Below are 23,255 nucleotides of genomic sequence, written 5' to 3' on the forward strand. Positions count from 1 at the left end.
AAAAGCTGCATGCCGAACTGCCGAGGGCTTCCGCCCCGTGCCTGAAGCAGAGGACCCGCATGACCGATTCCCCCGCGAGTCTTCTCGCAGACGAGATCGAGACGGTTCTCCGGGCCATCGACGGCATCACCGAGATCTATGCGAGCGCGCCTCTCGTCGAGACCGTCGCAAGCGAGGTCGGCGCGGCCGCCCTCTCTGTGGAGAAGGCTCCCCTCGTCACCGTCGAGACGGACGAGGAAGGCATCAGCGTCACGGCCGTGATCGGCGTCAATGAACGGTGTCCGGCGCACGAGACAGGGCGTGCCGCGCACGAGCAGATCGTCGGTCTGCTCGAGGGGGCACCGTCGCCTGCGCGGGTCACAGTGCGCATCGCGATGATCTCGAACTGAGAGCGTCGAGGGTTCCCAGGCCCTTGGGAGGAATGTCTTTGCGAGGCATGCCACCCTTGAAGGGATGATTCGGACAGCAGGCAACCCCACCGAGCTCGGCGGGCTCGCCGGCTTCGCACTCACCCTGATGGAAGGCATCGGCGAGTGGGGCGTGGGACTGTTCACCCTGCTCGAGACGGTCTTCCCTCCGATTCCGAGCGAGGTCATCCTGCCGCTGGCCGGCTTCCTGTCTCAGCGGGGCGAACTCAACATCGTGCTCGTGGTCATCACCAGCACCCTCGGCGCTTACGCGGGCTCGCTGATCCTCTACTGGCTCGGCGCGAAACTCGGAATGGACCGCGCGATCGGGTGGCTCTCGAAGCTGCCCCTGGTCGACAAGCAGGACTTCGAGAAGGCCGCGTCGTGGTTCTCGCGGCACGGCAAGTCCGCGGTCTTCTTCGGCCGGTTCATTCCCGGGGTGCGCAGCCTCATCTCGCTGCCGGCGGGAGCCGAGCGCATGCACCTGTTGACGTTCACTCTCTTCACCGTTGCGGGGAGCGCGATCTGGAACGGGCTGCTCATCGGCCTCGGGGCAGCACTCGGAACCCAATACGAGATCATCGAGAAGTACAGCGACTACCTCAACTACGCGGTGTATGCGGCGATCGTGGGAGTCGTCGTGTGGCTTGTCATCCGGCGCATTCGACGCCGTCGCGCCGCCGCCTGACGGCATCCGGGTACTCTGAGGCACCATGTTGACTCTCGATGACGTGTGGCCCCTCTTCGCTCTTCGCCTGCGCTCGCCACGGCTCGAGCTGCGTCTGATGCGCGACGACGATCTCCCGGCCGTCGTCGAGGCGGTGCTTGCGGGCATTCATCCGCCCGAGCGCATGCCGTTCGACGCGCCCTGGACCGATGCAGAGCCCGAGCAGCTCGCCCGTGACTTCGCGAAGTACCACTGGCACCTGCGCACGACGGTGCAGCCCGGCACCTGGACCCTCGACTTCGTCGTTCTGCACGAGGGCCGCGTCATCGGAATGCAGGATCTGCGCGCCGAGAACCTGGCCCGCACGAAGGCCGTCTCGTCTGGGTCGTGGCTCACCCGGTCTGCGCAGGGACAGGGGTTCGGCAAGGAGATGCGGGCCGCCATCCTGCTCTTCGCCTTCGACCATCTCGATGTCGAGCGCGCCGAATCGAGCGCGGCCACCTGGAACGAGGCATCGCTCGGGGTCTCGCGTCGACTGGGCTATGTCGAAGATGGGCAGACCGTCGTCGAGCCCCGGCCCGGTGAGCCCAACACGATGCAGAAACTTCGCCTCGATCGCGAGCACTTCCCTCGCCCCGACTGGCAGCTCGAGGTGCACGGCGCTGCGGCCGCCCGCTCCGAACTGTTGCGCCGCTGAGCCAGCGGACATCCGCGCCGGTTCGGCGCATCCGCTGCCGGTCGACCTGGCGCGGATAGACCGAACAGGCGCGGATGCGGCGGCGCAGGCGACTAGGTGAGGTTCTCGCCCGGCTTCGGCGGCTTGTGCATGTCGAGCGCGGACTCCTCTGCGTCGATGAACGCGAGGGTCGTCTTGACCGCGCGCTCCTGGTAGCGACCCTCGGATCGGGCGTCGAGCACAGCCTGCCGTTCGGCCTGCACCATCATGCGACGCAGCCTGTTGTACGACGCGGGGCGGGTCTCGCGATCGGCCTCAGGTGGGTTCTCGAGCGCCTCCGCGAGGAATCGCGCGTTCGTGCGCAGCCGCTCCACGACGCCGGGCTCCACTCCGTCGAGCTCCTGCTGCTCGAGGAGGTCGAGTCCCGCGGTCTGCGCCTCCGCCATGAGCCGCTGCGTCTCACCGCGCTCCTGTTCGACATCGGGCGGGGGCAGCCGGAGTTTGCGGATGATCCACGGCAGCGCCAGCCCCTCGACCAGGGTTCCGGCCACGACGACGAACGCCAAGAACTGCAAAAACTCCCGATTCGGCGTCTCTTCGGGCAGAAGGAAGGCGGCCGCGAGCGTCACCACTCCCCGGATGCCCGCGAACGACACCGCGATACCGGTGCGCCAACTCCAGCCCCGGCCGCGCAACCACTGGGGGCCGAACCGGTACACCGAGGTGGTGATGAGCATCCACACCACGCGAGACACCACGAGCGCGAGCAGGATGATCGCGGAGATGCCGACCGTCGTCCAGAAGCCCGGGCCCGAGTCGACGACGCCGTCGAAGATCTCGGCCAGGGCGAGGCCCATGAGCAGGAAGACGGCGTTCTCGAGCAGGAACTGGATCGTGCGCCAGTTGATCGACTCGGCGATGCGCGCCTCGGCCGTCTGGATGACCGGTGACCGGTATCCGAGGAAGAGGCCGGCGACGACGACGGCCAGAACGCCGGAGCCGTGGAACAGCTGCGCCGGAATGAACGCGAGATAGGGCGTGACCAGCGACAGGCTCGTGTCGAGCACGGGCGCACGCAGCTGCTGCCGGATCTTCGAGAGCACCCACCCGACGCCGAGTCCGACCGCGACCCCCACGACCACGGCGATCACGAAGTCGGCTGCGACCATCCACGGATTGATGATGCTGACCATCGCGAGGATGGCCGCGTTGAGGGCGACCAGGGCGGTGGCGTCGTTCAGCAGGCTCTCGCCCTCGAGCACGGTCACGAGTCGCCGGGGCAGGCCCAGGCGACCGGCCACGGCCGTCACGGCCACGGCATCCGTCGGCGCGACCACCGCGCCGAATGCGAACGCGGCGGCCAGCGAGATCGCCGGAATGACGAGCCACGCGGCGAAGCCCACGACCACCACGGTGAACGCGACGAGGCCCACCGACAGAAGCAGGATGCCGTCGCGCCGGGCGCGAACGTCGACGAACGACGTGCGGATGGCCGCCGCGAAGAGCAGCGGGGGCAGCAGTCCGTAGAGGATCAGATCGGGTTCGATCTCGAGATGCGGAACGCCGGGGATGAACGAGGCCACAGCCCCGACCAGCACGAGCGACACGGGAGCAGACCAGCCGATGCGCTTCGTCAGCCCGCTGACCGCGACGGTCACGACCACGAAGGACACGATCCAGATGATCGCGACAACCGAGTCCTGCATGTGGCCCTCCCTACGCGTCGATCGAGTAGGCCGCCCGCGGCCGTATCGAGATCATGAACCGTTCTACTGGTTCAACAATTCCTGCCAGTCGGCGGGTACACGCCCCGCCGGCCCGGGAACGGGCTGATCGAGCGGGTGGCTGTCGGGAGCGGCGAGCTTCGGAGCCCCGTCGTAGTACTCGTTGGTCTCGAAGCTCCACACCCAGTCCTCGCCGGGCTCGAAGCTCTGAATGATCGGGTGGCCCGTCGCGGCTCCGTGCTTCGACGCGTGCTGGTTCGGCGAGCTGTCGCAGCAGCCGACGTGCCCGCATTGCACGCAGCGGCGCAGGTGGAACCACCACTGATCGTCGGTGTCGAGACACTCCACACAGCCGGTGCCACTCGGCGGCACAGTCGGATCGACTCCTGGAATCGCGCTCATAGTTCTCCCCGTTCTCCCCTGGCGAAGCACATGCAATGTGCCACCCAGGATAGTGGCGAGACCCTTCTCCGTGACTGTCCCCCTTGCGGACAGCCGGCACCTGTTGATCCGAGCGTCACCACTCGCTGGGTGCGGGCGCCTTCGTCGCGGGCAGCGCCGTGGTCTGGCCCCACTCGTGCAGCCATTCCGGAACCGTGACGGTCTCGGGAATCGGGCCCACGGCATCCAGAAGCTCGGGCATCGGAACGATGCCGCCGGCGCGCTTGAGGAAGCGCCCGCGGATGAAAGCGTGCGCGTAGATCTCGCCGTCGACCGTGAAGCGCTGTTCGACGTAGACCGCCTTCTCGTCGAACCCGAGCACGCGAGACTCCACGTCGAAACGTTGCCAGAGGGTCAGCGACTTGCGAAAGCTGATCGTCTCGGCGACGACGACGGGGTACCAGCCGCGCCGATTGACGATCGACCAGATTCCGCTGCGCACGAGCATGTCGAGCCGCCCCAAATCGAGGATCGAGAGGTAGACCCCGTTGTTCATGTGCTTGAAGACGTCGAGGTCGGTGGGCAGCACGCGAAAGGGCGTGGAGGCGACGTCGAACGTTCCCACGCGACGCCTCGACCGGGCGCGCCACTGGTACCAGACCGTGCGGAAGAAGAGGTGCATCCCCCGAATCTAGCCTCCCAGAACAGACGTACGCTTGATCAATGACAACGACACCCCAGCACGCGCTTCCCTCCGGATTCACCGACCGTTCCACGGCGAGCGACGTGCTGGCCGGCATCGATCTCGTGGGCAAGACGGCCATCGTCACGGGCGGGTACTCCGGGCTCGGCATCGAGACGGTCGCCGCGCTGTCGGATGCCGGTGCGCGCGTCGTCGTGCCGGCTCGCCGCCCCGATGTGGCGCGGCAGACCCTGGATGCGCGAGGCCTCTCCGAGGTCGAGGTCGACACGCTCGATCTCTCGGATCTTGCGAGCGTTCGAGCCTTCGCGGAGCGCTTCGTGGCATCGGGGCGGAGCCTCGACATCCTCATCAACAACGCGGCGATCATGGCGTCGCCCGAGGCGCGCGTCGGCGACGACTGGGAGTCGCAGTTCGCCACCAACCACCTGGGCCACTATGTGCTCACGAATCTTCTGTGGCCCGCGCTCGTCGCTGACGGAGGCGCCCGCGTGGTTGCTCTCTCGTCGAGCGGTCACAAGCTCAGCCCGATGCGCTTCGACGACCCGCAGTTCACCTCGGGCTACGACAAGTGGCAGGCCTATGGCCAGGCGAAGACGGCCGACAGCCTGTTCGCCGTGCAGCTGGATGCGCTGGGTCAATCGCAGGGCGTCAGGGCATTCGCGGCGCACCCGGGCGGCATCATGACCGAGCTGCAGCGCCACCTGCCCCGCGAGGAGATGATCGCCTCGGGCTGGATCACCGAAGACGGCACCGTGAACGAGCGCTTCAAGACACCGGCGCAGGGTGCGGCCACCTCGACATGGGCGGCCACGTCACCGCAGCTCGAGGGAATGGGCGGCGTGTACTGCGAGGACTGCGACATCGCCGAGCCGACCGTCGCCGGCAGCCCGACCGCGCGCTTCGCCGGGGTGGATGCGCACGCGATCGATCGTGACGCGGCCGCCAAGCTGTGGGCGTTGTCGGCCGAGCTCACGGGTGTGAACGCGTTCGCGTAGCGAACTCCTGCCGAGGCTCCTCGCGCCAACGCTCGCTCAGATGACGATTCCGCCCGAGACGGGCACTGTCGCGCCCGTCATGAACGTCGACTGAGAGACCCAGTACACGACGTCGGCGATCTCCTGAGGCTCAGCCACGCGTCGCATCGGGGTGGCCTGCTGCATGGTCTCTTGGGCTTCGGCGCTGGCGTCGGTGAACATGTCCGTGCGGGTGGGCCCCGGGGAGACGATATTGATTCGGAACCGTGACGCGTACTCCTGCGAGACGGTACGCACGAAGCCCTCGAGTCCCGCCTTGGCGGCGGTGTAGTTGGCTTGACCGACGTGTCCGAGTCGCGCGCTGACTGACGAGAGCAGCACGATGGAGCCCCCTCGGGCGATCTTGGATGCTGCCGCCCGGACCACGTGCATCGGGCCGACGAGGTTCGTGGCGAGAACCGCGTCGATGTCGTCGTCCGACATGCGCACGAGGGGGCCGTCGCGGGTGATCCCCGAGGCGACCACGACGACATCCGGCTTGCCGCCCTTGGCGACGAAGGCGAAGAGTTCCGCGATCTGAGCGGGCTCCGTGATGTCGAGCTCGAATCCTTCGACCCCGCTCGGCGTGCCTCCGCCCCGGTGGGTGCCGACGACATGGTGACCATGGGCCGCGAAGATCGACGCGATCGCGGCTCCGATACCTCGGGATGCGCCGATCACCACGACGGTCTTCGGCGCGTCCGCCGCCTGGGATTCCGGGATGCCTCGTTCGTTCACTGAAACCAACTCCTTCCGCGAATCCGTGTCGCTACTGCTCGCCTCGCGTCAGCGACCGGACGCCGTCGATGCGGCCGATCACCGTGAAGCTGCCCGGGTCGACGAGGCGGGCGTGGTAGCGAAGCACATCGGCGTCGCGCGGGAGGTCGGGGAACGTCGCCGTGAACGAGTAACTGCCGCTGGCGCTCACCGTGCCATCGCCATCGGCGATGTGGTAGTTCGAGAGGATTCCACTCGACTTGCCGGGCGCGTCGTAGTACACCAACACGAGCGAGCCCGGGGTTCCGGTTCCGGCGAAGCGGATTCCATCGAAGGACGTCTTGTCACTTCCGCCATAGGTCTTGACGGTGAACGGCGTTGCGGCGACGGCGCTCGGAGCGTGAACGGCGGCGTGTTCCGGAGCGACCGGAGCGGCCTGCGCCTGCGTCGGAACGACGATGGCCGCAGCCGTGAGGCCGCAGACGATGGCCGCGCGGGTGAGGGTGAGGATGCGGGACATGAGGCTCCTTGTGGGGTGCGGTCTGTCGAATCGACAGATCCTGCGGGACACGACATGATGATGGTAGACGATTCGACAGACGATCGTCTAGTGAAAAATCGGATGCGCAGGCTTTCGACATCCGCGGCCAGATTGGAGCGCAGGCGATGGTGACAACCCCGAGTCGACCCCTGCACATCGTTTTCTCGTTTCCTCGAGGCAGGGGGCACCTCGCTCCTCTGCTGCCGATCGCCCGGCAGGCCGAAGCCTCCGGTCATCAGACCGCTCTGATCGGCGCTCGAGAACCCGTGCTCGAGCAGACGGGATTCACTCGACTCTGCCCCCGGGACATCCGGCTGCCATCGAGCACGATCGGCACTGGCTCGATGAGGTCGTTCGACCCGAAGCGGGTGCTGCAGAGGGTGGAAGAGGTCTTTCTCGGCACGGCCGCGTATGGCGCCTTGATCGACGTGCACCAGCTTCTGACCGAGTGGCCCGCCGACATCCTCGTGTGCAGCGAGTTCGACTTCGGTGCGATGACCGCGGCCGAGGAGGCGGGGGTCCCGTGCGTCGTCGTGACCGCGTTCGCCACCGCGAGCAACTCGTGGAAGGACTCCATCCGCGTACCGATCCAGCAGCTTCGCTTCGCGGCGGGGCTTGCGGCGGACCCGCATCTGAGCATGTTGGACGGCGCGCTGACGGTGGTGCCCGCCACAGCTTCGATGCGCCCCGACACGGATTTCGGCGGCCCCGTGATGCGCCTCCGACCCACGCCCCTCGAGATCGACGCCCCGCACCCCGCGGCGGCGTGGTTTCGAGCTGGTGACGAGGCCATTCGCATCTACGTCACCCTCGGCACCGAGTTCAATACGAGCTCCGGCGACCTGTTCACCCGCATTCTCGAGGGAGTCGGCGATCTACCCGCTCGAATCCTGGTCACCACCGGCCCGTGGGTCGACCCCGGAACGATCGAACTCGCAGAGAGCACCGGGCCGAGCACCGTGCGCGTAGAGCAGTACGTTCCCCAGGCCGAGATCATCCAGCACGCCGACCTCGTCGTGAATCACGGTGGGTCTGGTTCTGTCGTCGGGGCGCTGCACGCCGGCGTTCCGATGATCGTTCTTCCGCTCGGCGCGGATCAGGTGCCCAACGGCAACTACGTCGAGGCGGTCGGGGCGGGGGCCGTGTTGATCGCGGAGTCGGCGACGCCGGCCGAGATCGGAGCCATGGCGTCACACGTCCTGTCGACGCCCGGATACCGCTCGGCCGCGCGAGCTATCGGAGAACAGCTGAGTTCACTGCCGACGGCCGGTGATGTCGTGAGTGCTATCGAGGGACTCGCGACCTCGCGTGATCATCGTGGCCCTGAGCTCGAGGTGAGAGAGACCACGTACCCGTAGAGGGCTGGGCCGTCGACGACGGGGTAGCCCGCGGCGTGAATCCCCGCAGGTGCGGCTCTTCTCGCCCACGAGATCGAGGTGTCGAGCTCTGGCCGAAGAGACGCTTCGCCGCGGGCGGGTACCACGCTCTCAGCCGTCTGCTCTTGCCGACACCACACACTCTGCAGCGCGTCGACCGCACCGGTCACGTGAAGCGACGGCTGATCGACTGCCGCGCCGTAGGTATCCAATTGCCACTCGATTTGCAGGCGATCACCGAAGAGCCGGGCAGTCCACTCGGAATCAGCGGGGTAGAGCTGCCACTCGACCGTGTCTCCGGTCGTGACCAGGAGGTGGTCTTCGGCCAGTTGCCAATCGGTAAGCCACACGCGCATGAAGCCATGCTCGCAGACGCGGCGTCGTGGCTCCGAGCTACGACACCCAGAACCCCATCGCGCACAGCACCCGCGTCTCGTCGTCGGCATCTGCCGGCGGTTCGATCGCGGGAGGGAAAACCCCGAAGCTGCGCCACTCGTCAGCGTGGGGAATGACCCACTCGTTCAAGCCCTCGATGAGCTCGGGTGAGAGGTGGAACGGTATTCCGAGGTGCTTCGCGATCATCCATGCCTGGGTCGCCCGGTACATGGCGAGGTGCGAGAGCCCCTCGTCGGCCGGGTAGTCGCCGTACTGAAAATGGAAGGTCGAGTCGACGTCGACTCCCGCCTTTACGACTGCCGTAGCCGTGTCGTTGAGGGCGTCATACGCAGCGATGGGGTCGTCGCCGAGCAGGTCTTTGTCTCGCAGCTCGTCGCCATCGGCGATCGACTTACCGGCCAACACCCCGGGAACCCACGCCTCGTCGTAGGCGTGCGATCTGAGGAGATGGCTCACAGTGGGGTTCTCGAACGACGACCACGACGCGGGAACGGGCTTGTCGAAGTCGCCCGGCTGCACACGATCGATGACGCTGCGAAGAGCGGCATCTGACAGAAGAAAGAAGGTATCGGCTCTCATAGCCGAAGTGTAGGCACGGCCTCCGACGCTGACTAGCCCTCGCGACAAGACTCGATCACCGCGGGGCCGCAGCCTGCGGGAACGGGTCGCGCGCGCCATCCGTCGCCTCGAAGAACGAGGCCACGGTCGAGGGCGACACCTCCTCGAGGGTCGCCGGTTCCCACCGGGGAGTGCGGTCTTTGTCGATGACCTGCGCGCGCACTCCCTCGCGGAAGTCGGGGTGCGCCAAGGCGTGCGCCATGATCCGCAACTCTTGGTTGAAGCAGGCCTCGAGGCTGGGCAGCTCGCGAGCGCGCCGAAGCGACTCCAGGGTGACGGCCACCGCGGTGGGCGACTTGGTTCTGATGAGGTCCGCGGTCTCGGCCGCCGAGGAGACGTCGGACGCCGCCAGAGCATCCAGAATCTCGGCGACGGTGTCGTGCGCGAAAGCCGGCTCGACCCACGACGCGTCGGCCGTCAGCCGACCGGATGCGCCGGCGCCCCGAAACGGCTCGGCAGACACGGCGGCCACGGCCTCGTCGGCGGCCAGCTCCTCCAGCGACGCGACGAGGGCGGGCAGTCGATCCGTCGGCACGAACGTATCCGCGAGTCCGAGCTCGATCGCATCGGCCGCCGACGCGGTGCGCGCGGTGAGGGCCAGATAGGTGCCCAGCTCTCTAGGCGCGCGGCTCAGTAGCCAGCTGCCGCCGACATCCGGGGTGAGGCCGATACTGACCTCGGGCATGCCGAGCGCCGAGTCGTCGGTGACCACACGATGCGAGGCATGGCCGGAGAGGCCGATGCCGCCGCCCAGCACGAAGCCGTTCATGATCGCCACGACCGGCTTGGGGTAGCGCGCGATCAGGCCGTTGACCAGGTACTCGTCGCGCAGAAAGGCGACCGCGCTCGCCACGTCGTCGGCCGCGACCCGGCCGTGCAACTGCGTCACGTCACCACCCGCGCAGAGTCCACGAGCTCCGTTTCCCGTGAGAAGAACAGTCGTAATCGAGTCGTCGAGCGCCCACGCTCTGAGGTTCTCTCCGATGGCCGCGACCATGTCGTGGGTCAACGCGTTGATCGCGCGCGGGCGGTTCAAGGTGATGTGCGCGAGCCGGCCGCGAACCTCGAAGAGAACGTCGCCCTCAGCAGTCATAGCTGCAGAATCCGTCACGATGCCGCACCTCCCGTATTGCCCACGGCCTTCAGCTCAGGAAACTGATCGTCGCGCCACTCCACCGCGACCACGACCCCCTCGGCGACGCGCTCCTCGCGCTCGCGCAGCTCGACCCGGCGGATCTTGCCCGAGATCGTCTTCGGCAGCTCGAAGAACTCGATGCGGCGCACCCGCTGAAACGGGGCCAGCCGCTCACGCGCGAATCGCAGAATCTCTTTCGCCGTCGCATCCGTCGGCTCGAAGCCGGCCGCGAGCACGACGTACGCCTTCGGAACGGCGAGCCGCAGCGCATCCGGGGCTGGCACGATGGCGGCCTCGACCACGGCTGGGTGCTCGATGAGCACGCTCTCGAGCTCGAACGGGCTGATCTTGTAATCGGATGCCTTGAACACATCGTCGGTTCGGCCCACGTAGGTGAGGTACCCGGCTGCGTCGCGCGTGGCCACGTCTCCGGTGTGGAAGTAGCCGTCGTGCTCGCTCTCGGTGTTCTTTGCGGGGTCGCCCACGTAGCCGGTCATGAGGTTCACCGGCCGCGAGCGCACGTCGACGCAGATCTCGCCCTCGTTCGCCTCGAGGCCCGTCATCGGGTCGACCAGCACGATCGGGCAGCCGGGAAGCGGCCGGCCCATCGAGCCGTCGGTGATCTCAGAGCCTGGGGTGTTGGCCGCGACCGCGGTCATCTCGGTCTGGCCGTAGCCGTCGCGAATGGTGAGTCCCCAGTGCGTTCGCACGCGCGAGATCACCTCGGGGTTCAGCGGCTCGCCCGCCGAGATCGCCTCGCGCAGGTCGCCGGCGCCGACGCTCAGATCGGTCTGGATGATCATGCGCCACACCGTGGGCGGTGCGCAGAACGAGGTCACCTTCTCTTCGCGAATGCGGTCGAGAAGAGCCACCGCGTCGAACCGCGCGTAGTTGTAGACGAAGATCGTGGCCTCGGCGATCCACGGCGCGAAGAAGCAGCTCCAGGCGTGCTTCGCCCACCCCGGCGAGCTGATCGCCAGGTGCACGTCGCCCGGTCGCAGACCGAGCCAGTACATCGTCGACAGGTGCCCCACCGGGTAGGACACATGGCTGTGCTCGACCAGCTTCGGGCGGCTCGTCGTGCCCGAGGTGAAGTAGAGCAGCAGCGCGTCGCTCGATGCGTTGCCGGGGTGCGGCAGGGGGCTGTGCGCGGCGGGCTCGTCGGTCGGATCGCTGGCGAACGCGTCGGCGAAGGTCAGCCACCCGGATGCCGCTGGCGCGGCCGCCGCTTCGCCCACCCGGATGCGCGTGTACTCGCCCGGCACGGCATCGAACTTGGCGGCGTCAGCGGCATCCACGATCACGTGACGCACCCGCCCGCGCTCGACGCGGTCGATGAGGTCGGCCGGGCCCATGGCCGTGGTCGTCGGCAGGATCACCGCGCCGAGCTTCATGATGGCGAGCATCGCCTCCCAGAGCTCGACCTGGTTGCCGAGCATCAGCATCACGGTGTCACCCTTCGCGACGCCCCGAGCGCTGAGCCAGTGGCCGAGCTGATCGGATCGGGCGGCGAGTTCGTCGAAGGTGCGCGTGGTGCGGCGTCCGTCTTCTTCGACGATCACGAGGGCCTCGGCGTCATTGCCCCTGGCGATCTCGTCGAACCAGTCGATGGCCCAGTTGAAGCGGGGGCCGACATCCGGCCATTCGAACTCTCGGCGGGCGGTGTCGTAGTCGTCGCGCAGAGCCACGAGCTGGTCACGGGCAGCGCGAAAAACCTCAGTCGTCATTGTTCGACTTTAGGCCGCACAGGGCGACGAAACCGGGGAATGCGGACGTGCGGAACACCTGGGAGTTCGCATCGTTCACAGCTTTATCCCGCCCACAGCGTCTCTACCATCAGCTCGTGCCCACGTACCTTCTGTGCTCTCCGCCCATCTTCGGCCATGTTTCGCCCCTGATCGACGTCGGTCGCGGACTCAGGGAACGGGGTGCCAGCGTCACCGTTCTCACCGGCCGAAAGTACGAAGACCTCGTCGTGAAGTCGGGCCTCACGTTTGCCCCGCTGCCCGCCGAGGTCGATTACGACGACGACGATCTGGATGCCTGGCTTCCCGGCCGCGACAAACTCCGGGGCTTGGCGGCGGTGCGCTACGGCATGATCGGCATGTTCGCCCGGGTCATTCCCGCGCAGTGGCGGGCCGTCGAATCGCTGCTCGCCTCGCAGGCATTCGACGCCATCGTCGGCGAGGCATCGTTCACCGGGCTCGCCCCCTACCTCGCGAGGGCGCGGAAAGGGCGGCTACCGGTGGTGGGCGTCTCGGCGGTGCCGGTTATTCTCGCCAGCGTCGATGCCGCGCCGTTCGGAACGGCGCTTCAACCGGGAGCGTCCGGCCTCGCTCGTGCGCGGAACCGTGCACTGAATGCGTTCCTCTTGCGCGGTCCGTTCCGACCCGTGGAGCGCGCCGTGACCGAGGCGCTCTCGGAGGTCGGGGTCTCTCCGACGGGCGTGAGTTTCTTCGACTTCGCCTACCGGTCTTTCGATCTGCTGTTCCAGCTCAGCGCCGAGGGCATGGAGTACCCGCGGCGCGAGCTGCCCAGCACGGTGCGTTTCGTCGGGCCGCTGCGACCTGCGCGGCCACACGCATCCGGTCTGCCCGATTGGTGGGGCGATCTGGATGCCGGGCGGCCCGTTGTCCTCGTGTCGCAGGGCACTATCGACAACGTCGATCTCGGGCGCCTGATCGTGCCGACGCTTCGCGCGCTGGCGAACGAAGACGTACTCGTCGTGGCGACGACCGGAGGACGTCCGATCGCCGATGTGGCGGCAGCGATGGGAGGCGCGCTCCCCTCCAACGCGCGCATCGCGGAGTTTCTGCCCTATGACGAGCTTCTGCCGCTCTGCCATGTCTTCGTGACCAATGGAGGATTCGGCGGAGTGCAACGCGCACTCGCGGCGGGCGTTCCCCTCGTCGTGGCCGGGTCGACCGAAGAGAAGCCCGAGGTGGCGGCAAGGGTGCAGTGGGCGGGGTGCGGCATCGACCTGCGCAGCGGATCTCCTCGACCCGATCGTGTGCGCGACGCCGTGCGACGGGTGCTGCGCGAGCCGAGTTACCGCGCGGCGAGCGAGAACTTGCGCGACGAGATCCGAGCCCTGCCAGACCCGATCGACGTCATCTCAGATGCTCTCGGCGGTCTCGTCGCCCGGCGCTGACTGCGGCCGTCGAGCTAAGTCAGCACGTTTGAGGGCACATGCCGGAGATCGGAGCCGCGTGCTCGGCTCGTCACACTCAACGTGCTGACTTAGCTCGCGCGCGGCGGGCCCGACGTGTCGCCCTCGCGGAACACGACCGGCAGCACGACGCTCGATGGCGCTCCCCCGGCCAGAAGCTCCCCCACCATGCGTCCCGCCTGAAGGCCACGTTCGTGCAGCGGCTGCTCCACCGTGGTCAGCCGACGCCCCAGCAGAGGGATGTCGGCCCCATCGAACCCCGTCACCGTGAGGTCTCGCGGAACCTGGAGTCCCCGTGCGGCGGCGGCCCGGAGTGCCCCGACGGCCAGCATGTCGTTCTGCGCCAGGATCGCGGTGGGCGGCGAATCCTGGTCGAGGATGCGCCCCGCCGCGATCTCGCCCGAGTCGAGCTCGCGGCCCCCGGCCTCGACACGCGTGGCGTCAGGAAAGACGGATGCGACCGCCCGCAGCCGCTCGCGGATCGTGCGGTTGCTGATCGTCTCCAGACGAGCGTCGACCGGCTCGATCGGGCCGGGCGGCCCATTCGCGTCGATGCGCGTCGAGCGCATCACCACCCCGACTCGCGTGTGGCCGAGATCTCGCACGTGGCGGGCCAACGCGGCCATCCCGCTGGCGTCGTCGATGTCGACGAGTGTGACGGCCTCTTCGTGCGGACCCTCGACGCCGACCATGGGTATGTGGCGCGCCCGCATGCTCGGCAAGAGCCCGTCGAATTCCTCGCCGCGGGTGAGAAAGACGACCGCGTCGACCGGCATGCCGTCGAGCAGGCGTGCCGAGCGATCGCCCGACTCCGATCGGTGCGACAGCAGCAGCTGGCCCACATCGAGCTCGTCGAGCGCCTCGCTGAGCCCCGCCATGGTGGCCATCGCCACCGGATTCTGGAAGGCCCGGCGCACGGTTCCCGCCACGATGATGCCCACGATGCCCGAGCGGCCGCTCTTCAGCGATCGGGCAGTCGGGTTCGGTCCGGCGTAGCCGATCTCGGCCGCGGCGGCCAGAATGCGGGCCCTCGTGCGCTCGGTGATCGAGCCCGTTCGACGGTAGGCCAGAGACGCGGTGGAGGTCGACACCTTCGCGAGCGCAGCGACGTCGGCAAGGGTCACAGAGGTGCGCGCCGAGCTCGAGGTCATGCTTTTCACCCTATCCACGCGCAGGTTCCTCCCAGGGCGAGTTCGGCACGATGTCTCCCAATCGCAACGTTGCGTTAACCATCGCAGCCCACTATCGAAACGATGCGATTCGCATCAACACCCGACCCGAATGGACGAACAATCGTGATGCCCCGTCGTTGTCTTCTTACCCTCTCCGCCGCCGCGGCGGTCGCGCTCGCGCTGGCTGGCTGCGCTCCGACCGCCAGCACCGACGTCGCCGCCACCAACCACGCCGTGACCGATGCCTCCGGCACCGCGACCGTCTTCATCTCCGGCGACACCAACGTGCAGAGCCTCTGGACCGACGCCATCATCCCCGCCTTCGAGAAGGCGAACCCGGGCGCATCCGTCACGACGACCCTCGATCTGCACGGCGAGCACGACGCGCAGACGATGGCCAAGCTCACCAGCTCGGTGCAGGCCAACGACGACCCCGGCTTCGACCTCATCGACTCGGGCTTCATCCAGGCCGCCGGCAAGGCGGGCCTGCTCGAGGGCGTGTCTGCCGACAACGTGCCCAACCTCGCCACGGTGCCCGACACCACGGTGAAGGCCGGCGCCGGCTTCGGTATCCCCTACCGCGCCTCCTCTGTGCTGCTGGCCTACGACTCCACCAAGGTGAAGACGCCGCCGACCACCCTCGACGAGCTCCTCAAATGGATCACCGCCAACCCCGGGCAGTTCACCTACAACTCGCCCTCCACCGGCGGATCGGGTGCGGCCTTCGTGACCACCGTGCTCGACAAGTACGTCTCGGACAAATCGCGCACCGCCATGACCACGGGCTACGACCAGTCGCTCGAGGGCGAGTGGGACAAGGGCTTCGACGAACTCAAGAAGCTCGGCGCGTCTATGTACCAGCAGGGCGTCTACCCCAACGGCAACAACCAGGTGCTCGAGTTGCTCGGCACAGGCGCTATCGAGATGGCGCCCGTGTGGAGCGACCAGGTCATCACTGCCCAGAAGACCGGGACTCTGCCCGCGAACATCAAGTACGCGCAGATCTCAAACCCCTCGTTCACCGGCAGCGCCTCGTACCTCGGCATTCCCAAGACCGCGTCTCACAAAGACGTCGCCCAGAAGCTGGCCGACTACGTGCTCTCCTCCGAGGGCCAGGCGCTCATCGCGTCGACCATCGCGGGCTACCCGGTGATCTCGCTCGACAACGTTCCCGCCGATCTGAAGGACAAGTTCGCCTCGGCCGACCCCTCGGCGCTGCGCCCCACGTACTACAGCCAGATGGCGTCCGACATGAACAACCTCTGGGACGCGAAGGTTCCCGGACAGTGACCGACATCCGATCGGGGCGTCGCGCCCCGGTCGGTGCTCGGCGGCGGGTCTCCCCTGAGGCCCGCCGCTCGGGCATCGGCCTCGCCATGGCGCTGCCACCCGTCATTCTGCTCGCACTCTTCGTGGGCGTTCCCGTGGTGCTCGCTATCGGTTTCAGCCTCGGCCACACGGGCGGCCTCAACTCGACGATCGCCTCGATCGGACTCAACACCCGCGAGGCGACCAGCTGGTGGGGAACCGCCCAGGCCTACGTCGACGTCTTCACCGATCCGCGCTTCACCCGCGACCTCGGGGTGACCGTCGGCGTGACCGTGGTCTCGACCGTCATCGTGCTGGCGCTGGCGCTGGGCATCGCCCTCAACCTGCGCCTGCGCGGCGGACGGCTCGCGAGCGTCTTCGCCGGCCTGGCCGTGGTGCCCCTCTTCATCCCCGTGGTGATCGCGTCGTGGGCCATCCTGACCTTCTACTCGGGTGACGGATTCGTGCGCACGGTCTTCGCTCTCGTCGGCCTGACCGGGCCGACCTGGGGGTACACGACCGTGGCCGTGATCATCGGCTCGGTGTGGACGAGCCTGCCGTTCGCCACGCTCATGGCGATCTCGGGCGTGCAGTCGATTCCCGACGCCATGATCGAGGCGGCTCGGGATGCCGGCGCCTCGTCGTTCGCGATCGTCACCCGGATCCTCGTTCCCCTGAGCGCGATCCCGCTCGTGATCGCCGCGACCTTCACGGCCATCGGAGTGCTCGGCTCCTTCACCGTTCCGTACTTCACCGGACCGAATGCGCCGAGCATGCTGGGCGTCGACATCTCGAAGTACTTCCAGGCGTTCAACCACCCGCAGCAGGCGATCGTGATGGCCGTCGTGGTCTTCGTGCTCGCATCCGGAATCGCGTTCTTCTACGTGTGGGCGAACTTTCGATCGGCAAAGAAGGAAGGTCGGGTCTGATGCGCGCACGCATGCTCTCTCGCGGTGTCGTCACGGGCGCCCTCCTCGTGGTGGTGGCCGTGTTCATCCTGGGTCCGCTGCTGTGGCTGGCCGCGCACGCCTTCGCGACCTCGTGGGACTACCCGAGCCTGCTTCCCGCCGGGCTCACGCTCGACTGGTGGTCGGTGGTCTTCAACGACGCCGAGCTCGGTGCCGCCGTGCGCAACTCGCTCTATTTTGCGCCGCTGACCGTGCTGGTCTCGGCCGTGGTGTGCCTGCCCGCGGCCTACGCCTTCTCGCGTTTCGAGTTCCCGGGCCGCCGCATCTTCCTGGTGGGCCTGTTCGCCACGAACGCCTTCCCCAAGATGGGGCTCTTCGTCTCGATGGCCTCGCTGTTCTACGGTCTGCACCTCATGAACACGATCGCCGGAGTGGTCATCGTGCAGCTCGTGGGCACGGTGGTGTTCATGACGTGGATTCCCGCGGCGGCCTTCAGCTCGGTGCCCCGTGCGCTCGAAGAGGCGGCCCGCGATGCCGGCGCCGGGCGCATCCGCACCTTCGTGCGCGTGACCCTGCCGCTCGCACTGCCCGGCATCCTCGTGGCCATCCTCATGTCGTTCCTCGCCGCCTTCGACGAGGCCCAGGGCACCTATCTCGTGGGGGCACCGGTGTACATGACCATGCCCACCGAGATGTACTCGCTCGTTCTGAACTACCCCAAGCAGGTCGCCGCGGTCTTCGCGATCCTGCTCTCCGTTCCCTCCGTCGCCCTTCTGCTCTTCGCCCGCCGCTTCATCATGGGCGGACGTCTGGCCGAGGGCTTCCAGATTCGTTAGGCACCACCATGACAACACCCACCAAGACCGACGCGACGTCGGGGCTCAGAGTCACCGCCCTGACCAAGGTGTTGAGCAACCGCACCATCGTCGAGAACTTCGAACTCGACGTGGCCGCGGGCGAGCTCGTCGCCCTGCTCGGTCCCTCCGGATGCGGCAAGACCACGACGCTGCGCATGATGGCCGGCTTTCTCCAGCCAGACACGGGTTCCGTCAGCATCGGCGGAGTCGACGTCACCGACAAGGGGCCAGACAAGCGCCCGAGCGCGATGGTCTTTCAGAACTACGCTCTGTGGCCGCACCTCACGGTGTTCAAGAACGTGGCTTTTCCCTTGAGTATCAAGCGCGTGCCCCGTGCCGAGATCACCGAGCGCGTGATGGCAGCCCTCGAGACGGTCAACCTCGCCCACCACGCCCACTCCCGCCCCGCGCACATCTCCGGAGGTGAGCAGCAGCGCGCCGCCCTCGCCCGCGCGATCGTGCAGCGCCCCGATCTGCTGCTGCTCGACGAGCCCCTGTCGAACCTCGACGCGAAGCTCCGGGTCAAGGTGCGCGAGGAGATCCGCGACATCCAGCAGCGCCTCGGCATCACGACGGTGATGGTCACCCACGACCAAGACGAGGCGATGGCCATCTCCGACCGCGTCGCCGTGATGAACGCGGGTCGCATCGAGCAGGTGTCGACCCCGACCGAGCTCTACGCCAATCCGCGCACCCTGTTCGTGGCCTCGTTCATCGGCAGCATGAACGTGCTGCCCGCGCCGACCCTCTTCGAGAGCGCGAGCCTGAGCCACGTGCCGAACGTGGTGCCGGATGCCGTGGCCGACCCGTCGACGTCCGTCACCTCGACAGACGTCCCGCCGGCCGAGGCCTGGGCAGTGCGCCCCGAAGACGTTCTCTTCGAGCCCACCTCGGGCGTTCGCCGCGTCGGCGCGACCCCCGTCGAGGTGCGTCGCGTGCTTCCCCATGGACACTTCTCCGAGCTCGTGCTCAACGCGGGCGGAGCCGAGGTGCGCTCGATCGCGGGCGGAGTTCCTCCCGCCGTGGGCGATCACGGAACGGTGACGCTGAACAACGTGCGGCACTACGTCGACGGCATTCTCGTCGACGGCCGCGCCCGCACGGCGCGCGTGCTGGCAGGGGCGAAGGCGTGACCGCGGTGGTCGCCCACCGCGGCGACTCCTCCGTTCATCGCGAGAACACCCTCGAAGCGATCCGCTCGGCGATCGCGGCGGGAGCCGAGACGATCGAGATCGATGTGCGCCTCACGGGCGACGGAGAGGTCGTGCTGCTGCACGATGCCACTCTTCAGAGACTCTGGGGCGTCGACGCCCACGTCGCGAATCTCACCCTGGCCGAGGTCGAGAGACTGGGCGGCGGCGAGCTGCGCATCCCGCTGCTGCGCGACGTTCTGCACCTCATGCACGATGCGAAGCCGCTTCTGCTCATCGACATGGACTCGCCCGAGCCCGCGGCGGCCGCGCACCGCGTCGTCGCCACCTGCGGTTCGGAGGCCAGGGTCGCCTGGTGCGGCCACATCGACGCGATGAGAACGATCCGGCGCCGCGACGCGGCCGCCGAGATCTGGATGCCGTGGGCCGAGTCGACCGCACCCAGCGCCTTGGATCTCGCCGAGTTGCGCCCCACCTTCGTGAACCTGCCCCATGTCTACGTGGGGCGCGAACTCGTCGCCGCCATCCATTCACTCGGCGTCAAAGTGTCGTGCTGGACCGTCGACGACGCCGAGCAGATGGCGTGGCTCATGTCGATCGGAGTCGATTCGATCACGAGCAACCGGCTGGCTCTGCTGCTGTGCCTTCGGAACAACGACGCGGCGGCGACCGTGCAGATGCTGCCTCGGGCCAGGCTGATCTCGCGGGAGCTGGCGACGTGGGCCGTCGAGTACGTGCGCAAACACCACGTGACGAGCGTGGCGACCAAGGCCAACCCCGCCGATCACGTCACCGAGATCGATCTCGCCATCGAGCGCGTCGTGCGCTCCGTGATCAGCGCGCAGTTCCCCGACCACTGCTTCGTCGGAGAAGAGTTCGGCGGCGAGGCGCAGGCCGACAGGCCGTGCTGGTACCTCGATCCGGTCGACGGAACCGCCAACCTCGCGAACGGCATGCCGTGGACGAGCTTCTCGCTCGCGCTGGTCGTCAACGGGGCGCCGGTCGTCGGCGTGGTCGCCGACCCCTGGCGCGGTGTCGTCGTCGAGGCAGAGGCCGGCGGCGGCGCCTGGTCCGACGGCATCCGCCTGTGCCTCGACAAGCCGGATGCCGAGGCCCTGTCGGCGCCCACCTTCGGCCCGGCCCCCGATCCCCTGCGTGGCGCCATGGTCAGCACAGAGCTCGCGGCGCACGCCGCGTGGCCCGGAATGCTCCCCATGCTCGACGCGCTGTCGCAGCGGTACTGCACGATGCGCATCATGGGATCGGGCACGCTGACCGTCGCCGGCATCGCACTCGGCCATGGCATCGGGGCGGTCATCGGCCGCTTCGGCCCGGTCGACCACCTGGCCGCGGTGCTCATCGTGCGCGAGGCGGGAGGCGTGGTGCTCGACGAGAATGGAGACGAGACCCTCTTTCCGGCGAGCGGCGGCGTGCTCGCGGCGGCGAACCGTCAGACGGCCGAGCAGCTGCATGCCCTGTGGCGAGAGGCGGTTGCTCGGTAAAGTTCGATGCAGTCGCCGCCCGCACAAAGGAGTCCCATGCTGATCGAAGCCGACCTCGACGCCGTTCGTCGTCACGAGATCGCGGGCGACGAGCCCGCCGATTTCGACGCGTATTGGCAGCAGACACTGGCCGCGGCCGCCGATGTTCCCCTCCACGTGCGCGTCGAGCGAGTCGAGAGCGTGCTCAGCGTCATCGACGTGTTCGATGTGACCTTTCGCGGAGCCGACGGCACCGATGTGAAGGCGTGGCTGCGCGTGCCCACCAGTTCGACCACGCCCCTGCCCACGGTCGTCACGTATGTCGGCTACGGCGGCGGCCGTGGTCGACCCGAGGAGTCCCTCACGTGGGTGGCGTCCGGCTTCGCGCATCTGCACATGGATACGCGCGGCCAGGGCGCCTCGTGGAGCGTCGGCGACACACCGGATGTCGGCCCCGGCGGCCCGCAGATCCCCGGGGTGATGACCAAGGGCATCCAGAACCGCGACGACTACTACTACCGCCGGCTGTTCATCGATGCGGTGCGTGCCGTCGACGCCGCGAAGCAGCTGCCGCAGGTCGACGCGGCGCGGATCGCGGTTGCCGGCGGAAGCCAGGGCGGCGGCCTCGCTCTCGCCGTGGCCGGGCTGCGCGACGATCTCGCCGCGGTCGTCGCGTTCGTGCCGTTCCTCTGCGACTTCGGGCGGGCCACGCTGATCACCGACGCGTATCCGTACCACGAGATCGTCGACTACCTCAGGGTCCATCGCGACCAGGCGGCATCCGTCTACGAGGTGCTGGGCAGCTTCGACGCCGCGTTCCACGCGCGTCGGGCGACGGCTCCGGCGCATTTCTCGGTCGCGCTGATGGATGCCACGTGCCCGGCCTCCACGGTCTACGCCGCGTTCAACGCGTACGCCGGCCCGAAGGAGATCACCGAATGGGCGTTCAACGGCCACGAGGGCGGCGGTATCGAAGACGAGACTCAGGCGATCGCGTTCCTGAAAGAGCAGCTGGCGTAGCCTCCGCCACTAATTCAGGAGGAGAGGCGACTCGTGTGGATAGTGGCGTCAGCGGCGCTCTCCTCCTGATCTAGTCGCGCCACTACCATCGACGGTGTTCTCATGATCGGACTCGGCGGCGGCCTCGCCCTCACGGGAAACAAGGCCTGACGCACACGGCGGCCCGAAGCGGTCAGATGTAGATCGCGGGGTCTGTGTAGAAGGCCTCTGCCGTCGGCTCCGCCGAGTGCGCGCGCGGGCGGGCGACCGCAGGGATGCCCGTGATCACGGAGTAGGGCGGAGCGTCGTGCACCACCACGGCCTGCGCTCCCACCACGGAGTGAGCGCCGATCACCAGCGGCCCGAGCAGCACGGCTCCGGCTCCCACCGTCACATCATTGCCGAGGGTCGGATGCCGCTTCTCTCGTGCCGTGCTCCTGCCGCCGAGCGTGACCCCGTGATAGAGCATCACGTCGTCGCCGATCTCGGCGGTCTCGCCGATCACGACTCCCATGCCGTGGTCGATGAAGAAGCGACGCCCGATCACCGCACCGGGGTGGATCTCGACGCCGGTCAGAAAGCGCACGTACTGCGAGACGAGCCTCGCGGGCAGCCGCAGGCGGCGCATCCAGAGCGCGTGCGCGATGCGGTAGCCCCACACGGCATGCACTCCCGAGTAGCTGAGCATGACCTCGAGCCTCGAGCGCGAGGCCGGGTCACGGAGCCGTGCCGTGGTGATGTCTTCGCGAGCGCGCGCGAACGCGGCCGAACCCCGGGCGCTCACGCCCGGAACTCGGCCGACGTGCGAGACGCGGCCGACGGCATCCGATCAGTCCTGAAGGTCTTCGTACAGAACCGTCGACAGGTAGCGCTCTCCGTAGCTCGCGATGACGACCACGATGGTCTTGCCCGCGTTCTCGGGCCGACCCGCGAGCTCGAGGGCGGCGGTGACCGTGGCGCCCGACGAGATACCGGCGAGGATTCCCTCTTCTGCGGCGAGGCGGCGGGCCATCGAGACCGACTGCGTGATGTTCACGTCGATGACCTCGTCGTAGACCTCGCGGTCGAGCACCTCGGGCACGAAATTGGCGCCGATGCCCTGGATCTTGTGCGGACCGGGGGCCCCGCCGTTGAGGATCGGCGACTCGGCCGGCTCGACGGCCACGACCTGCAGTCCGGGCTTCTGCTCCTTGAGGTAGTTGCCGGCGCCGGTGATGGTTCCGCCGGTTCCGATGCCGGCGACGAAGATGTCGACGGCGCCGTCGGTGGCGTTCCAGATCTCGGGTCCGGTCGTTGCGCGGTGGATGGCCGGGTTCGCGGCGTTGGCGAACTGCTTGGCCAGCACGGCTCCGGGTGTGTTGACGACGATCTCCTCGGCCTTCTCGACCGCTCCCCGCATGCCCTCGGGGCCGGGGGTCAGAACGAGTTCGGCTCCATAGGCGCGCAGCAGGGTACGGCGCTCCTTCGACATCGACTCGGGCATGGTGAGGATGACCTTGTAGCCGCGGGCAGCTCCAACCATGGCCAGGGCGATTCCGGTGTTGCCCGACGTTCCCTCGACGATGGTTCCGCCCGGGGGAAGCTCGCCGGATGCCTCGGCGGCGTCGACGATGGCGACACCCAGGCGGTCTTTCACACTGGAGGAGGGGTTGTAGAACTCGAGCTTCGCGAGCACGGTGGCGCCGAGCCCCTCGGTCACGCGGTTCAGGCGAACCAGCGGAGTGTTTCCGAAGACCTCGGTGATGTCGTTGTAGATGCTGGGCATGGCGGCAAATCCTTAACTGAACTCATGCGAGCTCGACGACGAGAAGGGGACAACTCCCCCAGCCTAGGGAGTTCCTGAGGGCGCTGACCTA

At 67.8% G+C, this 23,255-nt stretch carries 24 protein-coding genes; 12 read left to right on the forward strand and 12 right to left on the reverse strand.

Features of this window, described 5'->3' with window-relative positions:
• Window positions 1-59: 59 nt before the first annotated feature.
• From ASE64_RS05540 to ASE64_RS05550, 3 genes are all read left to right on the forward strand, one after another.
• Complete coding sequence (locus ASE64_RS05540) at window positions 60-389, forward strand: hypothetical protein (protein WP_055776914.1); 330 nt, start codon at window positions 60-62, stop codon at window positions 387-389.
• 64 nt (window positions 390-453) lie between these two features.
• Entirely contained in the window at window positions 454-1,095 is a 642-nt protein-coding gene (locus ASE64_RS05545; RefSeq protein WP_055776917.1) for a DedA family protein, read from the forward strand.
• Window positions 1,096-1,120: 25 nt separating this feature from the next.
• Window positions 1,121-1,771, forward strand: a complete 651-nt coding sequence (locus tag ASE64_RS05550) for a GNAT family N-acetyltransferase (RefSeq protein WP_055776919.1) — start codon at window positions 1,121-1,123, stop codon at window positions 1,769-1,771.
• Between the two features lie 92 nt (window positions 1,772-1,863).
• Here ASE64_RS05550 and ASE64_RS05555 read toward each other — a convergent pair whose 3' ends face one another.
• The 3 genes from ASE64_RS05555 to ASE64_RS05565 form a co-directional block, all read right to left on the reverse strand.
• Complete coding sequence (locus ASE64_RS05555) at window positions 1,864-3,456, reverse strand: Na+/H+ antiporter (RefSeq protein ID WP_055776923.1); 1,593 nt, start codon at window positions 3,454-3,456, stop codon at window positions 1,864-1,866.
• A gap of 63 nt (window positions 3,457-3,519) precedes the next feature.
• Window positions 3,520-3,876 carry a UBP-type zinc finger domain-containing protein gene (locus ASE64_RS05560; RefSeq protein ID WP_055776926.1) on the reverse strand — a complete coding sequence of 119 codons (357 nt, stop codon included), beginning with the start codon at window positions 3,874-3,876 and terminating at the stop codon, window positions 3,520-3,522.
• 115 nt (window positions 3,877-3,991) lie between these two features.
• Window positions 3,992-4,537 (reverse strand): acyl-CoA thioesterase, encoded by a 546-nt coding sequence (locus tag ASE64_RS05565; protein WP_055776929.1) that lies wholly within the window; start codon window positions 4,535-4,537, stop codon window positions 3,992-3,994.
• Between the two features lie 41 nt (window positions 4,538-4,578).
• Between ASE64_RS05565 and ASE64_RS05570 the strand changes: the two genes are divergently transcribed.
• On the forward strand, window positions 4,579-5,553 hold the full coding sequence (locus ASE64_RS05570) for an SDR family NAD(P)-dependent oxidoreductase (protein ID WP_055776932.1): 975 nt from the start codon (window positions 4,579-4,581) through the stop codon (window positions 5,551-5,553).
• A gap of 36 nt (window positions 5,554-5,589) precedes the next feature.
• Here ASE64_RS05570 and ASE64_RS05575 read toward each other — a convergent pair whose 3' ends face one another.
• On the reverse strand, window positions 5,590-6,309 hold the full coding sequence (locus ASE64_RS05575) for an SDR family oxidoreductase (protein ID WP_055776933.1): 720 nt from the start codon (window positions 6,307-6,309) through the stop codon (window positions 5,590-5,592).
• 31 nt (window positions 6,310-6,340) lie between these two features.
• Window positions 6,341-6,808 carry a hypothetical protein gene (locus ASE64_RS05580; RefSeq protein WP_055776936.1) on the reverse strand — a complete coding sequence of 156 codons (468 nt, stop codon included), beginning with the start codon at window positions 6,806-6,808 and terminating at the stop codon, window positions 6,341-6,343.
• 146 nt (window positions 6,809-6,954) lie between these two features.
• Here ASE64_RS05580 and ASE64_RS05585 point away from each other — a divergent pair, with 146 nt between their 5' ends.
• Window positions 6,955-8,187, forward strand: coding sequence for a glycosyltransferase (locus ASE64_RS05585; protein ID WP_055776939.1), 1,233 nt, complete (start codon window positions 6,955-6,957; stop codon window positions 8,185-8,187).
• Here the strand turns inward: ASE64_RS05585 and ASE64_RS05590 are convergent.
• The 4 genes from ASE64_RS05590 to ASE64_RS05605 are packed head-to-tail and all read right to left on the reverse strand — an operon-like array spanning window position 8,142 to window position 12,081.
• On the reverse strand, window positions 8,142-8,561 hold the full coding sequence (locus ASE64_RS05590; RefSeq protein WP_055776942.1) for a DUF6578 domain-containing protein: 420 nt from the start codon (window positions 8,559-8,561) through the stop codon (window positions 8,142-8,144). The genes ASE64_RS05585 and ASE64_RS05590 overlap by 46 nt on opposite strands.
• 37 nt (window positions 8,562-8,598) lie before the next feature.
• A complete protein-coding gene (locus ASE64_RS05595) occupies window positions 8,599-9,180 on the reverse strand; it encodes a hypothetical protein (RefSeq protein WP_055776943.1) in 582 nt (193 codons plus the stop codon).
• 55 nt (window positions 9,181-9,235) lie between these two features.
• Entirely contained in the window at window positions 9,236-10,312 is a 1,077-nt protein-coding gene (locus tag ASE64_RS05600; RefSeq protein WP_055776946.1) for an enoyl-CoA hydratase/isomerase family protein, read from the reverse strand.
• Between the two features lie 14 nt (window positions 10,313-10,326).
• Complete coding sequence (locus ASE64_RS05605) at window positions 10,327-12,081, reverse strand: AMP-binding protein (RefSeq protein WP_055776947.1); 1,755 nt, start codon at window positions 12,079-12,081, stop codon at window positions 10,327-10,329.
• Between the two features lie 116 nt (window positions 12,082-12,197).
• On the opposite strand from ASE64_RS05605, the gene ASE64_RS05610 reads away from it, so the two are divergent.
• Window positions 12,198-13,505 carry a nucleotide disphospho-sugar-binding domain-containing protein gene (locus ASE64_RS05610; protein WP_055777548.1) on the forward strand — a complete coding sequence of 436 codons (1,308 nt, stop codon included), beginning with the start codon at window positions 12,198-12,200 and terminating at the stop codon, window positions 13,503-13,505.
• Between the two features lie 89 nt (window positions 13,506-13,594).
• Here the strand turns inward: ASE64_RS05610 and ASE64_RS05615 are convergent, their stop codons facing one another.
• Entirely contained in the window at window positions 13,595-14,674 is a 1,080-nt protein-coding gene (locus ASE64_RS05615; protein ID WP_055776950.1) for a LacI family DNA-binding transcriptional regulator, read from the reverse strand.
• A gap of 147 nt (window positions 14,675-14,821) precedes the next feature.
• Here ASE64_RS05615 and ASE64_RS05620 point away from each other — a divergent pair, with 147 nt between their 5' ends.
• Genes ASE64_RS05620 through ASE64_RS05645 form a run of 6 tightly spaced genes read left to right on the forward strand, consistent with a single transcriptional unit; the run spans window position 14,822 to window position 21,420 of the window.
• Window positions 14,822-15,985, forward strand: coding sequence for an extracellular solute-binding protein (locus ASE64_RS05620; protein WP_235480503.1), 1,164 nt, complete (start codon window positions 14,822-14,824; stop codon window positions 15,983-15,985).
• On the forward strand, window positions 15,982-16,932 hold the full coding sequence (locus tag ASE64_RS05625; RefSeq protein WP_055776953.1) for an ABC transporter permease: 951 nt from the start codon (window positions 15,982-15,984) through the stop codon (window positions 16,930-16,932). The genes ASE64_RS05620 and ASE64_RS05625 overlap by 4 nt, the downstream gene beginning before the upstream one ends.
• Window positions 16,932-17,747, forward strand: a complete 816-nt coding sequence (locus tag ASE64_RS05630) for an ABC transporter permease (RefSeq protein ID WP_055776956.1) — start codon at window positions 16,932-16,934, stop codon at window positions 17,745-17,747. The genes ASE64_RS05625 and ASE64_RS05630 overlap by 1 nt, the downstream gene beginning before the upstream one ends.
• 8 nt (window positions 17,748-17,755) lie before the next feature.
• Entirely contained in the window at window positions 17,756-18,901 is a 1,146-nt protein-coding gene (locus ASE64_RS05635) for an ABC transporter ATP-binding protein (protein WP_055776959.1), read from the forward strand.
• A complete protein-coding gene (locus ASE64_RS05640) occupies window positions 18,898-20,421 on the forward strand; it encodes an inositol monophosphatase family protein (RefSeq protein WP_055776962.1) in 1,524 nt (507 codons plus the stop codon). The genes ASE64_RS05635 and ASE64_RS05640 overlap by 4 nt, the downstream gene beginning before the upstream one ends.
• 36 nt (window positions 20,422-20,457) lie before the next feature.
• On the forward strand, window positions 20,458-21,420 hold the full coding sequence (locus ASE64_RS05645; RefSeq protein WP_055776965.1) for an acetylxylan esterase: 963 nt from the start codon (window positions 20,458-20,460) through the stop codon (window positions 21,418-21,420).
• Between the two features lie 172 nt (window positions 21,421-21,592).
• Here ASE64_RS05645 and epsC read toward each other — a convergent pair whose 3' ends face one another.
• Window positions 21,593-22,183, reverse strand: coding sequence for a serine O-acetyltransferase EpsC (epsC, locus tag ASE64_RS05650; RefSeq protein ID WP_055776968.1), 591 nt, complete (start codon window positions 22,181-22,183; stop codon window positions 21,593-21,595).
• Between the two features lie 45 nt (window positions 22,184-22,228).
• A complete protein-coding gene (cysK, locus tag ASE64_RS05655) occupies window positions 22,229-23,164 on the reverse strand; it encodes a cysteine synthase A (RefSeq protein WP_055776971.1) in 936 nt (311 codons plus the stop codon).
• Between the last annotated feature and the right edge of the window lie 91 nt (window positions 23,165-23,255).

This window comes from Agreia sp. Leaf210 (assembly GCF_001421485.1).
Taxonomy (GTDB): domain Bacteria; phylum Actinomycetota; class Actinomycetes; order Actinomycetales; family Microbacteriaceae; genus Agreia.

Bases quoted from the DNA above. Each gene is read 5' to 3' on its own strand.
- ASE64_RS05540 (WP_055776914.1), top strand. From the start codon at position 60: ATGACCGATTCCCCCGCGAGTCTTCTCGCAGACGAGATCGAGACGGTT.
- ASE64_RS05545 (WP_055776917.1), top strand. From the start codon at position 454: ATGATTCGGACAGCAGGCAACCCCACCGAGCTCGGCGGGCTCGCCGGC.
- ASE64_RS05550 (WP_055776919.1), top strand. From the start codon at position 1,121: ATGTTGACTCTCGATGACGTGTGGCCCCTCTTCGCTCTTCGCCTGCGC.
- ASE64_RS05555 (WP_055776923.1), bottom strand. From the start codon at position 3,456: ATGCAGGACTCGGTTGTCGCGATCATCTGGATCGTGTCCTTCGTGGTC.
- ASE64_RS05560 (WP_055776926.1), bottom strand. From the start codon at position 3,876: ATGAGCGCGATTCCAGGAGTCGATCCGACTGTGCCGCCGAGTGGCACC.
- ASE64_RS05565 (WP_055776929.1), bottom strand. From the start codon at position 4,537: ATGCACCTCTTCTTCCGCACGGTCTGGTACCAGTGGCGCGCCCGGTCG.
- ASE64_RS05570 (WP_055776932.1), top strand. From the start codon at position 4,579: ATGACAACGACACCCCAGCACGCGCTTCCCTCCGGATTCACCGACCGT.
- ASE64_RS05580 (WP_055776936.1), bottom strand. From the start codon at position 6,808: ATGTCCCGCATCCTCACCCTCACCCGCGCGGCCATCGTCTGCGGCCTC.
- ASE64_RS05585 (WP_055776939.1), top strand. From the start codon at position 6,955: ATGGTGACAACCCCGAGTCGACCCCTGCACATCGTTTTCTCGTTTCCT.
- ASE64_RS05590 (WP_055776942.1), bottom strand. From the start codon at position 8,561: ATGCGCGTGTGGCTTACCGATTGGCAACTGGCCGAAGACCACCTCCTG.
- ASE64_RS05595 (WP_055776943.1), bottom strand. From the start codon at position 9,180: ATGAGAGCCGATACCTTCTTTCTTCTGTCAGATGCCGCTCTTCGCAGC.
- ASE64_RS05600 (WP_055776946.1), bottom strand. From the start codon at position 10,312: ATGACTGCTGAGGGCGACGTTCTCTTCGAGGTTCGCGGCCGGCTCGCG.
- ASE64_RS05605 (WP_055776947.1), bottom strand. From the start codon at position 12,081: ATGACGACTGAGGTTTTTCGCGCTGCCCGTGACCAGCTCGTGGCTCTG.
- ASE64_RS05615 (WP_055776950.1), bottom strand. From the start codon at position 14,674: ATGACCTCGAGCTCGGCGCGCACCTCTGTGACCCTTGCCGACGTCGCT.
- ASE64_RS05620 (WP_235480503.1), top strand. From the start codon at position 14,822: ATGCCCCGTCGTTGTCTTCTTACCCTCTCCGCCGCCGCGGCGGTCGCG.
- ASE64_RS05630 (WP_055776956.1), top strand. From the start codon at position 16,932: ATGCGCGCACGCATGCTCTCTCGCGGTGTCGTCACGGGCGCCCTCCTC.
- ASE64_RS05635 (WP_055776959.1), top strand. From the start codon at position 17,756: ATGACAACACCCACCAAGACCGACGCGACGTCGGGGCTCAGAGTCACC.
- ASE64_RS05645 (WP_055776965.1), top strand. From the start codon at position 20,458: ATGCTGATCGAAGCCGACCTCGACGCCGTTCGTCGTCACGAGATCGCG.
- cysK (WP_055776971.1), bottom strand. From the start codon at position 23,164: ATGCCCAGCATCTACAACGACATCACCGAGGTCTTCGGAAACACTCCG.